This window comes from Desulfobacter sp., from assembly GCA_028768525.1.
Lineage (GTDB): Bacteria > Desulfobacterota > Desulfobacteria > Desulfobacterales > Desulfobacteraceae > Desulfobacter.
This window is the reverse complement of record CP054837.1, coordinates 307,974-320,635: the sequence shown is the minus strand read 5'-3', so window position 1 is coordinate 320,635 and position 12,662 is coordinate 307,974. Positions and strand designations below refer to the sequence as shown.

9 protein-coding genes are annotated in these 12,662 nt (G+C 55.0%); 6 read left to right on the top strand and 3 right to left on the bottom strand.

Translation table 11 applies throughout. The features are described from left to right. Positions 1-50: 50 nt before the first annotated feature. Positions 51-695, top strand: coding sequence for a LysE family transporter (locus tag HUN04_01320; protein WDP88453.1), 645 nt, complete (start codon positions 51-53; stop codon positions 693-695). A gap of 67 nt (positions 696-762) precedes the next feature. Further along, complete coding sequence (locus HUN04_01315; protein ID WDP88452.1) at positions 763-1,851, top strand: PAS domain S-box protein; 1,089 nt, start codon at positions 763-765, stop codon at positions 1,849-1,851. On the opposite strand, the gene HUN04_01310 is transcribed toward HUN04_01315, so the two are convergent. Both HUN04_01310 and HUN04_01305 read right to left on the bottom strand, forming a co-directional pair. Then, a complete protein-coding gene (locus tag HUN04_01310; protein WDP88451.1) occupies positions 1,848-3,398 on the bottom strand; it encodes a carboxyl transferase in 1,551 nt (516 codons plus the stop codon). The genes HUN04_01315 and HUN04_01310 overlap by 4 nt on opposite strands. A 32-nt stretch (positions 3,399-3,430) precedes the next feature. Further along, on the bottom strand, positions 3,431-5,080 hold the full coding sequence (locus tag HUN04_01305) for an AMP-binding protein (protein ID WDP88450.1): 1,650 nt from the start codon (positions 5,078-5,080) through the stop codon (positions 3,431-3,433). Between the two features lie 347 nt (positions 5,081-5,427). Between HUN04_01305 and HUN04_01300 the strand changes: the two genes are divergently transcribed. The 4 genes from HUN04_01300 to HUN04_01285 all read left to right on the top strand — a co-directional run bounded on the left by HUN04_01300 (position 5,428) and on the right by HUN04_01285 (position 11,531). After that, a complete protein-coding gene (locus tag HUN04_01300) occupies positions 5,428-7,719 on the top strand; it encodes a cache domain-containing protein (GenBank protein WDP88449.1) in 2,292 nt (763 codons plus the stop codon). Beyond that, positions 7,704-8,363, top strand: coding sequence for a response regulator transcription factor (locus HUN04_01295; protein ID WDP88448.1), 660 nt, complete (start codon positions 7,704-7,706; stop codon positions 8,361-8,363). Before HUN04_01300 ends, HUN04_01295 begins: the two co-directional genes overlap by 16 nt. Before the next feature lie 160 nt (positions 8,364-8,523). Beyond that, positions 8,524-10,134 carry a long-chain-fatty-acid--CoA ligase gene (locus HUN04_01290; GenBank protein ID WDP88447.1) on the top strand — a complete coding sequence of 537 codons (1,611 nt, stop codon included), beginning with the start codon at positions 8,524-8,526 and terminating at the stop codon, positions 10,132-10,134. Between the two features lie 38 nt (positions 10,135-10,172). Then, a complete protein-coding gene (locus HUN04_01285) occupies positions 10,173-11,531 on the top strand; it encodes a xanthine/uracil/vitamin C permease (protein ID WDP88446.1) in 1,359 nt (452 codons plus the stop codon). Between the two features lie 63 nt (positions 11,532-11,594). On the opposite strand, the gene HUN04_01280 is transcribed toward HUN04_01285, so the two are convergent. Beyond that, on the bottom strand, positions 11,595-12,626 hold the full coding sequence (locus HUN04_01280) for a threonine aldolase (GenBank protein WDP88445.1): 1,032 nt from the start codon (positions 12,624-12,626) through the stop codon (positions 11,595-11,597). Between the last annotated feature and the right edge of the window lie 36 nt (positions 12,627-12,662).

Below are 12,662 nucleotides of genomic sequence, written 5' to 3'. Positions count from 1 at the left end.
ACCAAGCGGTGTAATGGATACTGACAAAGATCTTTATGGGGAGCGAAGGAATGAAGCGGGAACTGGCCAAGCCGCTGGCAGACGGGGTATTAACGGGTCTTTTTCTCCAGATGGCCGTGGGGCCGGTATTTTTTTATATTCTGGGCATCACCATGGAGAGCAACTACCTCAACAGCCTGTCGGCGGTGACCGCCGTGACCCTGGCCGACTATATTTTTATTTTTTTATCCCTTATGGGAATCGGCCGGCTGCTTCAGGAAGAGCGGATAAAAACCATTTTCGGGGTGGGCAGCGCCGCCGTGCTCATTTTGTTCGGGCTGGTTTTCCTTCAAAAGGGAATACGCTCCTTTGATGCAGCAATTCCCCTGGCGGCCGGCGGGTGGACACCGGCTAAAAGCTTTTTAAGCTGTTTTGTTTTGACCCTTTCAAGCCCTTTGACCATCGTATTCTGGGGAAGCGTCTTTTCTGCGAAGGCCTTTGAAAAGAATTATATGAAAGCCCATCTGGCCGTATTCGGCATCGGTGCCGGTGCGGCCACCTTTGTTTTTCTCTCCCTGGCCATGCTCGGTCTTTCTTTTTTCAGGGCGGGCATCCCCCAGGCCGCCGTCCAAATATTGAACGGCCTGGTTGGGATTCTCCTGGTGTATTACGGGATAAAAGGCGGGATTAAGGTTTTGAAAACCGCCGAAAAGTGATATCAATAATCATATCGCAAGGCAGCGGGTTGTTCTTTATTATAATGAACAGGGAGTTCACAGCCTGATGGACCTTTCTGAAAAAATTCGTGATATCACCGGGGAGTTCATGGCGGAGATCCATAGGGAAACCGGGTTGCCGGTTCTGATCTACGATGCCGGTGGGATGATCGTCCAGGCCGTTGATCAGTCCAGAATCGGTAATATTCATCCCGGGGCAGAGAAAATCATGAAGGGCCTTTCCCAAGAGTACGCCGTGACACCGGAGGAAGCCGCCGGCGACCCCCTGGTTCTAGAAGGGTATAACTGCCCCATATACTATGAAGATAAAATTGTGGGCGGATTCGGCATCACCGGCCCCCTGGCCGTGGCCAAACCCCTGGCCCGGGTGGCCGCAAGGATGATTGACCTCTGGCTGGCCGATGTCAACCTCCAGGAGGCATTAAGACAGTCTGAAAAAAAATACCGCACCCTTTTTGATTCATCCACCGATGCCATTTTTATCATTGATCAGGTGACCAATTGCTTTGTGGACTGCAACAGGGCAGCGGCGGGTCTTTTCGGCATTGCTGAGATCGAAAAGATTATCGGACAGACCCCCTATCATTTTTCACCGGAGTTCCAGCCCGGTGGCGAGCCCTCAAGGGAACTGGTCAAAAAATACAATGACAGGGTATACGAGGAAGGGAGTTGCGAATTTGAGTGGACCCATGCCGGTCCGGACGGACATCCGTTTCCGGTCCATGTCACCCTGAGCCCCATGCGCCTTGATGACAGAAAGTTTATCATCGCCTTTGCAAAAAATATATCTGCCCGGAAACAGGCGGAAAAAGAGAGGGAAAACCTTATTGAATCGCTCAGGGATGCCTTTGAGAATATCAGTACCCTCAGCGGTTTGTTGCCCATCTGCGCCAACTGCAAGAAAATAAGGGACGATAAAGGATATTGGAACCGCATTGAATCCTATATCCAGGAACATTCGGATGCCAGGTTCAGCCACGGCCTCTGCCCTGAATGCACAAGGAAGATGTACGGAGACAAGCCCTGGTACAAAAAAATGAAACAAAAGGAAAAAGGCAAATCCCAGTCCCTTCCCGCTGACAACAAGAGCACCGGGGTTTGGGACCGGGAAGAGGACGGGAAAAATACTCCCTAAAATTTTGTCGGCCAGTTGGCCAGCCTGTGTTCCCCTATTCCATGGGATGGGGCGCCTCTGGATATTTCCAGGGCCCTGATGATATAGTCCCGTGTGGTTCTGGGGTCGATGACGTCGTGGATATCATATGCACCGGCGGCCTCAAAAGGAGAGGTCCCGTCAATCAGGGTCGATATGAGGGCCTCTTTTTCATCGGCCTTGGCTTCACCTGAACCAAATACCACATTTGCCGCAATCACAGGGTCCACAAAACTCATTTCTGCCGAGGGCCAGGCCACCAGAAAATCCGTCCCGCATCCTGTTCCGGCCATGTTCCAGAAGGCCATGCCGTATGTCTTCCGGACGATGACCCCGATTTTGGGGACAGTGACCTGCCCCAGGGCATTCATGAAGTTCATGACCTTGGCGGCCACCTTCCTGCGTTCTGCCTCCCGGCCCACAAGGAATCCGGGGATATCGTGGAAAAAGAGCAGGGGAATATTATAGGTGTCGCAGAGGCATAAAAAGCTGAGCACCTTATCAATGCCCTGGGTATCCATTGCACCGGCCATGAACATGGGCTGGTTGGCGATAAACCCCACGGTGCTTCCGTTTATCCGTCCGAGCACCGTGAGGACGGATTTGCCGAAATCGGGTTTGAGTTCAAAAAGGCTGTCCCTGTCCGCTATGCATTCCAGCACTTTTGCCATGTCATAGGCCCGGTTCCGTTTTTCCGGGATCAGAGAAAGGATGTCCGGCATCCGCTCTCCCGATCCCTGGGGAACGCTGTATACCGGCGGAGCTGCCTCTCTGTGGGATGGCATATAGCTTAAGAATTGCCGGATAAGGGCAAAACAATGGTCCTCGTTTTCTGCAATCCGGTCGATGTTCCCTGTGATCTCCCCGTGTACCCCTACGCCGCCCAGTTCCTCATCCGAGATATTTTCCCCCAGGGCAAGTTCCAGCACCCGTGGACCGGAGACCCCCATGGCCGCTCCCCTGACCTGGACCACAAAGTCGGACAGGCAGGCCATCCAGGTGGGCATGCCGTAGCATTCCCCCATGATGGCTGAGATAAAAAGGTTTTTTCTGACCCGGCTCATGATGTCGACAAAGGAGGTGAATCCGCCGCCGCCGAAAGAGGTCAACCCTTTGGCGCCCATGATATCGGGCATGCGGGCCCCCCCGGCCTCGCCCAGGTAAATGACGGGCAGCCCCTTGGCCGCACCGTAGGTTTTGATCTGGTATTCTTTTTTGCCGGCGATTCTGCTTGAGGTGGCGGCCATGACGGTAAAGTCATTGGCAGTGACCGCCACCTGCCGTCCGTGGATTTTGCCGTATCCTGCGATTTTTGAGTCTGCCGGGGTTTTCTCCTCCATGCCCGGCATGTCTGAATGGGCGAAACGGCCGACCTCAAAAAAAGAATCCGGATCCAGCAGCTTGTCAATTCTCTCCCTGGCCGTGTACCGCCCTTTATCATGCTGCCGGGCGATTTTTTCAGTGCCGCCCATGGCCAGGGTGTTCCGTTCTTTGTCGGCCAGGGTGTCCATGGCTGCCTTAAATTTCATTTTACGGTCTCCTCGTCATCTGGGTTGTTTTTTTATTTTCCCTTCAATTGCCGCCTCAGCAGTTTCCCGGTGGGCAGGGTGGGCAGGGACGTCCTGAACTCGACATACCTGGGGCACTTATAGGAAGACATATGGGCTCTGGCCCAGGCAATGAGGCCGGCTTCGTCCAGATCCGATCCTTTGGCCTTTATCACATAGGCTTTGACCACCTCTCCCTTGGCCGGGTCCGGTACGCCGATCACGGCGGACTGCACCACCGCTTCGTGGGTATTGATCATCATTTCCACCTCTTCCGGATAGACTGAAAATCCGGACACCTTGATCATTTCCTTAACCCGGCCCAGGAGGTAAAGATATCCGTCATCATCAAATCTGCCGATATCCCCGGTATGGACCCATCCGTCAATGAGGGTGGCTGCGGTTTCCCCGGGCTTGTTCCAGTATCCTTTGAAAACCCCGGGATTTTTCAATACGATTTCGCCGGGCTCCCCGATGTCCATCTCCTTTCCGGAGCCGTCCAGGTCAAGAATTTTGAATTCTGCATCAGGTCCCGGGATGCCGCAGGTATCGTATTTGATATTGTTTTTGGGTACAAAGGTGTCGGCGGTGTGGGTTTCGCTCAGCCCGTATGCCCCTTCGACGAGCAGGCCGCCTTTTGTATGGTCATACCACTGGTTTGAAATCTCTTTTGTCAACTGGATCCCGAAGGAGGAGGTCAGGCAGAGTTTAAGGCTTGAAAGATCAAAAGACCGGGCCTCGGGATCCTTCATGATGCCCACATTCATGGGGACTGCCGAGTACCAGAAATCGGCTTTATAGGCGGAGATGGCCCGGGCGGCCGTATTGACATCGAAGATGCTCAAAAGGACCTGGGTGGCCCCGGCATAGATGCAGGAATTCATGCCGGCAAGCATGCCGGCGATGTGGAAGATGGGCATGGTCACCAGACAGACGGAATCCGCTGTGATATCGGCAATGGCAACGGTTGAGGCGGTTTTAAACAGGGCCGCATGGAAGGAGAGCATGCATCCCTTGGGCAGGCCCGTGGTGCCGCCGGTGTACTGGAAAAGGCCGATGTCCTCTTTCATATCAATGGAAATGTCAGGCAGGGCAGCCGCCTCCTTTTCAACGATCTCCATGAAATCCTGGGTGCCCGGAACCTTGGATTGAGGGATTTTCATGGGATCGGCCAGGGGCAGTGCCGGGCTCTCGGGCAGGTAATCGTTGAGGTTGGTGCAGATGACCGTTTTCAGGGCGGTTTTGCCCAATACGTTTTTGACCACCGGCATGAACAGGTCCAGGGCCACCAGGATTTCAATGCCTGCATCCTTGAGTTCATACTCAAGTTCAAGTTCTTTAAACAGGGGGGAACAGGGGCAGACAACGGCCCCGATTTTCTGAATACCGAAATGGGCGATGACATATTGGGGGCAGTTGAGCAGAAATATGCCGACCCGGTCCCCCTTTTTAACGCCTTTGGAGAGAAGATAGGCTGCAAACCTTTCCGAGGCCGTGTTCAGTTCTTCGTAGGTGAGGGTACGGCCGTAAAAGATAATGGCCGGTTTGTTAGGCGTTTTTTTTGCCTGAAAGCGCAGGTAGTCGTGAAGGGGGATTTCGCCGCGGGTGAACTCAATTTTCCGGGGAAGGGTTTCGGGCCAGTGTTTCAACCATATTTTTTCCATTGTCCACTCCTCTGTTTGTGGTTATGAATCGTGTAACATCTGAATTTTACCTATCCCTTTTTTTTTGTTTGTCGGCTCCAGATCAATTCCGTTCCATCACACCGACACCGGCCAGATCAATTTTTCCATAGCAGTTATCAGCATCCTAAAAATAAAGATAAATAAAGTCAATAGAATAACGAACATTCGTTCGATAAAAATAGCAAAGGCATCAGGGCCGAATCCAGCCGTGCGGATTCTTGCACAAATAACTGTTCTATGCTAATCAGATTCATGCGGATTTTTTGGCGCCAGACAATCAGCCCGGCCGGACGAAATCCGGGATCCCGGCATCCATGGAGCAGCGCATGACTCAATCTGAAACAATGAATTCCAACGCCGGTAGGGATGGCGGGGTGTTCAAAAAAATTCGTTTTATGTTCAATTCCCTGGAGATCAGGTATAAGTTCCTGATCATCTTCGCCCTTATTTTTTTCCTGTCCATGTTCATGTGCAACCTTTTTATCTATGCCTATGTCCGGAACAATATAGAAGACCGGATTGAAAGCGAACTGACCAATGCCACCCAGATGATCTATGATATGGTTAACACCTCGGTGAATGTTTCCATCAAAAATCACCTCAGGGCGGCGGCCGAAAAAAACCGGGATATCGTGGCCAGCCTTTACGCCAGGTTCAAATATGGTGAATTTACGGAAAAAGAGGCAAGGAAGCGGGCGGCAGGTTTGATTTTGAGCCAGTCCATCGGGACTTCGGGATATCTTTACTGCCTGGACAGCCGCGGAGATGTCACGGTTCACCCCTCAGGGCCCCTCATCGGCGCCAACGTGGCCGACCATGCCTTTGTGACGAAGATGACGGCGGTAAAGGAGGGGTATCTGGAGTATGAATGGAAAAATCCCGGCGAAAAAACCCCCAGGCCAAAGGCCCTTTACATGGCCTATTTCAAGCCCTGGGACTGGATCATCGCGGCCAGTGCCTACCGGGCGGAGTTCATCAAGCTGGTGAATGTGGAGGATTTCAGGGAGAGCATCCTTTCCCTGAAATTCGGGGAAAGCGGATATGCCTTTGTCATTGACAAGGATGCCAATGCCATTATCCATCCCCTGCTCCAGGGGGTGAATATCTTTGATGCCGAAGAGCTTCCCAACCGGTATCTGGAAGACATGATGGCCAGGAAAAAGGGAAAATCCGTTTATTACTGGAAAAACCCGGGGGAGCCCAGGGCCCGGCCCAAGCTGGTGATGTTCAATTATATCCCGGAATACCAGTGGATTGTGGCCTCATCCTCCTACCTGGATGAGCTTTACCGGCCGTTGAAAACCATACGGAATGTGATTCTGGGCATTTCCCTGGCCTTTTTTGCCATCATGCTGGCCGTCACCTTCAGGGTCAGCCGGAGTATTACCACGCCCCTGCACCAGCTCATGGGCCGGTTCAATACGGTGACGGCCGGTGATTATTCGGCCAGGATGGAGAACCGGTCCCAGGACGAGGTGGGGCAGCTGGCCGCCTATTTCAACCGGTTCATGGATCAGCTGGAAACCACCCACCAGAGCCTGAGGGACCAGATCCGGGTGCGGCAGATGGCGGAACAGGCCCAGAAGGAGAGCCAGGAACGGTATTACCTGCTCATGGAAGCGGCGCCGGATCCCATTGTCAATTACGATATGGAAGGCCGGGTGATGTATATCAATCCGGCCTTTACCCGGGTGTTCGGATGGGCCCTTGAAGAGTGTGCCGGGAAAAAAATGGACCATTTTGTGCCCGAGGCCTGCTGGCCGGAAACACGGAGGATGATCCAGCAGGTGATTTCCGGGGACGGGATTTTCGATGTGGAAACCCGGCGGTACACCAAGGCGGGACGGCTGGTGGATGTGAGCATCTCCGGCGCCTCCGCCTTTGACGGCCAGGGCAGCCTTGCCGGAAGTATCATTATCCTCAGGGACATCACCCGGTCCAGGGGGCTGGAAAAACAGGTGATGCAGGCCGGGGACCGGGAACGGATGAACATCGGCCATGAGCTTCACGACGATCTCTGCCCCCATCTTATCGGCATTGCCGGCCTGGCTGCGGCGCTCAAGGACGACCTCGGCCGCAGGCAGGATCCTTCAGCCGGACTGGCGGGGAAAATCGGTGACCTCATGGAAGATGCCGTGGACAAGACCCGGGCGCTGGCACGGGGGCTTTGCCCGGTCCACCTGGTGGCCCACGGATTCCAGAATGCCCTGGAAGAAATTGCGGCCGGTTTTGCCTTTCATCCCGCCATCCGGTTCGACTGCCGCATGGATCCGGATGTGGATATCCTTGACAATACCCGTGCCATTCATCTTTACTATATAGCCAGGGAAGCGGTGAACAATGCGGTGAAACATTCACAGGCCGGCCGGGTAAGGATATCCCTGGCCCGGGAGAACGGAGATGCCCAGCTGATTCATCTGAGGGTGGCCGATGACGGCCGGGGCATTCCGCCCGGGCGCAGCGGGTCTGGAATCGGCCTGCAGATCATGGCTTACCGGGCAAGGATCATCGACGCGCAGTTTTATATTGATTCGGGGGAACAGGGAACCCAGGTTCATGTCTGTCTGCCCGTTCACGAGGGGGGAAAGGAGGCGGCCCAGCCATGGGAGACAATTTGAAAAAAAACAGGATCGTCATCGTTGACGACCATCCCATATTCTGCCTGGGCATGAGTGAACTGATCAACCGGGAGCCGGACCTGGTGGTGGCGGCCTGTCCGGATACGGCTGACAAGGCATGGGAGATCGTGCAGAATGAACCGCCGGATCTCATGATCGTGGATATTTCCCTGGCCGAGAGCAACGGCATCGACCTGGTGGAGGATATCAGCCGGGAATACCCGGACCTGCCCATGCTGGTCCTGTCAATGTACGACGACTCCATGTATGCGGAACGGGCACTCATGGCCGGTGCCCGGGGATATGTGATGAAGCAGCGGGCCATTGCCCAGGTAGTGGAGGCGGTCCGCCAGGTGCTTGCCGGAAATATCTACGCCAGTGACAAGGTCAAGGAAAAAATGCTCAACCGGATGATCTCGAAAAAATCCACCGGGTTCAGCCTGGATGCCCTGACCAACAGGGAGCTTGAAGTCTTCCGCCTCATGGGGGAGGGGCTGGATTCCAGGGAGATTGCGGCCCGGCTTAACCTGAGCATGAAAACCATCGGCACCCACCGGGAGAAGATCAAGGAAAAGCTTCACCTCAAGCATTATACCGAACTGGTCAAGGCGGCCGTCCACTGGGTCCATGAGATGAAAAAGTAGGCCGCAGGAATCGGTTGCGCTAGGTTTTAAACCTAGCGGCACTCAGGCCGGCGGCCATGGCAATATGGGCCGGTGACCGATTGAACCTTTCTAGTTTTTATTGTTAATGATTACAAGACGTTTAACCGTGCCCAAAATCATTAACAAGGAGGGTTCAATCATGCCAGACAAATCTGTCAATTACGATGTTCTCAGCCCCACGAATTTCCTGGCCAGGAGCGTGGCGGTTTTCCCGGATAAAACCGCAGTGGTTTACAATGACCGGTCCTATACCTGGGCGCAATTCCAGGAGCGGGTCTTCCGCCTGGCCAACGCCCTGAAGGCCCGGGGCATAGGCCCCGGGGACAAGGTGGCCTTTGTCTGTCCCAATACCCCTCCCATGCTGGAGGCCCACCATGCCGTCCCCCTGCTGGGTGCCGCCCTGGTATCCATCAATATCAGGCTTTCCGCCGGCGAAATCGCTTATATCATTAACCACTCCGATGCAAAGGCCGTGTTTGCTGACAATGAGTTCGGGAAAACCGTGGCCAAGATCGTGCCGGAACTGGCGGCCGTGGAAACCTATGTGAACATCTGCGATATTGACGATACAATGCCCCTGGAGGGCCCGGAATACGAAAATTTTCTTGCGGACAGCCCTGCGGACCCGGTAAGCCTGGCCATCACCGACGAGCGGGAGGTTCTGGCCATCAATTATACTTCCGGCACCACCGGCCGGCCCAAGGGGGTAATGTACCACCACCGGGGGGCCTATCTCAATGCCATCGGCGAACAGCTGGAGTTCAAGACCACGGCCAACAGCAAATACCTGTGGACCCTGCCCATGTTCCACTGCAACGGCTGGTGCTTTACCTGGGGGATCACGGCCATCGGCGGCACCCATGTCTGCCTTCGGAAAGTGGAGCCGGCCGAGATTTACAGAATCATTGAAGCGGTGGGCATCACCCATCTCTGCGCAGCCCCCACGATCCTCATCGGCATGTCGGTCTATGCCAAGGAAAATCAAATCAATCTCTCCCACGGGGTAGAGATCATGACCGCTGGGGCGCCGCCGGCCCCCACGGTGATCCAGAATATGGAAAGCATCGGTGCCAACATCACCCAGACCTACGGTCTCACAGAGGTCTTCGGCCCCCATTCCGTCTGCCAGTGGCAGGACAAATGGGATGACCTGGATCCCATGGTCCGGGCCGGAATCAAGGCCCGCCAGGGGGTGCCCTATATCGTGGCCGAGCACATGGATGTGGTGGATCCCATGACCATGGAACCGGTGCCCAGGGACGGGGCCACCATGGGGGAAATCGTCATGCGGGGCAACAATGTGATGCTGGGATACTACAAGGATGAAGCGGCCACGGCAGAGGCCTTCAAGGGCGGCTGGTTCCACTCCGGGGACCTGGCGGTGATGCACCCGGACAACTATGCCCAGATCATGGACCGGAAAAAAGACATCATCATCTCAGGGGGGGAAAATATCTCCACCGTTGAAATTGAAAATGTACTCTATACCCATCCGGATGTGCTGGAAGTGGCGGTAATCCCCGTGCCCGACGAAAAATGGGGGGAGGTGCCCAAGGCATTTATCGTTCCCCATAACGGGTCCCGGCCCGATCCTGCCACGATAATTTCATTTTGCAAGGAAAAGCTGGCCCGGTTCAAGGCGCCCAAGCACATTGAATTCGGCGCCCTTCCCAAAACAGCCACGGGAAAGATCCAGAAATTCAAGCTCCGGGAGAAAGAGTGGGAGGGGCATGACCGCATGGTAAATTAGTCTATTCATCAATGATAGCGTTTACAAAGGAGAAAAAGATGTCTTTATATAAGCGAATCGACAGTGAAGAACAGCCTTTCTGGCCAATCGGTCCCTTTAAAGTTCGTCTCCCCCTGGTCCATTACCGGTGGGAGTGGGTGGAGTTTGTCCAGGCCCTGATTCTTTTTGTGGTCTCCCTGGCCATGATACCGCTGCTGGAAAAATACCTGGGACTGCCCTATAACATCGCCCTGGCCTATGTCTTTGTCTGCGGCATCGGCTTTATGCTGCCGGCTTTTTTAGGCACCCCCATGGTGCCGGGCTGGATAACCCCGGCCATCCCGGTGGTCCTGCTCTACCTGGGGCAGTTTACCCCCGGTCCCGAGGCCATCAAGGCCCTGGTGGCGCTTCAGCTGCTGGTGGCGGCCATCTTTCTTATCCTGGGGGTGACCCGGTTCAGTTCAAAGGTAGTGGCCAAGGTGCCGGATTCCATCAAGGCCGGGATTTTGCTGGGGGCCGGTGTCGCCGCCTATATGGGGGAGTTGAAAATGGGAGGGCGGATTCCCAAAACCCCCATCGCCATCGGGCTGGGCAGCCTGGTCTGTTTCTACATGCTTTTTTCGGTCTCATTCTCAAGGCTGAAAACCGATAACCCCCTGGCAAAACTCATGGGTAAATACGGAATGGTTCCGGCCATGATCGTGGCCATTGGCATCGGCATGCTGGTCAACGAATATCCCATCCCCGATATTGAGTGGGGCATCACTGTGCCGGCCTTCGGCCAGATGTGGGATTACCTGCCCTTCAGCGTCGGGTTTCCCGATGCCGACATCTTTCTGAAGGCCGTTCCCACTGCCATTATCGCCTATATCATCGCCTTCGGGGATGTGATCGTGGGCACCGTGCTGGTGAAATCCGCCTGTGAAGAGAGCCGCCCCGATGAAAAGGTGGATATTGATACCGACCGCATCCATATTATCACCGGCCTGCGCAATGTCATCCATTCATTCTTTGCCCCCTACCCGGGACTGGCCGGCCCCATCTGGACCGCTGTCACCGCCACCGTTGCCGACCGGTACCGCCAGGGCCGGCCGGCCATGGATTCTATTTTCAGCGGGGCGGGCACCTTCTGGATTTCAGGGTTCATGGCCCTGTTCATGCTTCCTTTGGTCAGTTTCTTCAAACCCTTTTTGCCCATAGGGCTCTCCCTGACCATGGTGGTCACCGGCTACCTGTGCATCATCACGGCCTTTAAACAGATCAAAGAGCCTTTGGAACTCGGTGTCGCTGGCACCATGGCCATTGTGCTGGCCATGCACGGGGCGGCCTGGGGGCTTGGGGTCGGCGTGGTACTGCATATCTTCCTTGAAAGCCGGTTTAAAATTACAAAGGAGATGAATCTGTCTGCGGGCAACTAGGTGTGGCTCGGCAGCAGCGAAAAAAACAAAAGGCCCCGGTCCCTGAAGGCCGGGGCCTTTTGGCTAGGCCTGGATGGCTTTTTTGTAGGCCTGTATAAAGTCCTGAACTGCAGACCGGGGGGTGGCCCAGGAGGTGATGAGGCGAATGGCAGAATGGGTGTCATCCACCCCGGCCCAGGTATAAAAATCAAACTGCCGGGACAGTGCCTCAATGACCCGGTTTTCCATCACCGGAAAAATCTGGTTGGTGGGCGAGTCGATGAAAAAGCGGCAATCGTTTTCCCCAAGGCCCCGGGCCAGGGCCTGGGCGGCCTGGTTGGCATGGCGGGCCAGGTTAAAATACAGGTTGTCCTTGAACAGGGCTTCAAACTGGATCCCCAGAATCCGTCCTTTTGCCAGCAGGGCCCCCCGTTGTTTGATCAGATACCGGAACTCTTCTTTGAGGTCTGCCCGCTTTAATACCAGGGCCTCTCCCAGCAGGGCCCCGTTTTTAGTGCCCCCGATGAAAAAGGCATCGGTAAACGCGTAGATGTCTTTCAGGGTGAGGCCGGCGCCGTCTGCGGTCAGGGCGGCACCCAGGCGGGCTCCGTCGGCATAGAGCATCAGGTTATTGCTTTGGCAGTAATCATAAAGGGCGGCCAGCTCTGCTTTCGAATACACCGTACCCAGTTCGGTGGGTGTTGAGATATACACCATGCCCGGCTTTACCATATGCTCGAAATGATGTTCCGCCAGCACCGGCGCAATCAATTCCGGGGCCAGCTTTCCGTCGGGGGTGTCCACAACAAGCAGCTTGTGGCCGGTGGCCTCTATCGCCCCGGTTTCATGGGTGGCGATGTGCCCTGTCCCGGCGGTGATACAGGCGTGGTGGGGGCGGAGAAGCCCGCTGATGGCGATGAGGTTGGTCTGGGTGCCTCCGGAGATGAAATGGACGCCCGGGTCCCCGGCACCAATTAATTCCCTGATCATCCGGGCGGCGTTCATGGAATGCCGGTCCAGGCCGTATCCCTCTTCCTGGTCCATGTTGCAGGCGGCCAATGCCTTCAATATTTCGGAGTGGGCCCCTTCACTATAATCATTTTTAAAACTGTACATGGGCAATCCTCTGCACCGGTTGTATTATCGGTTGAA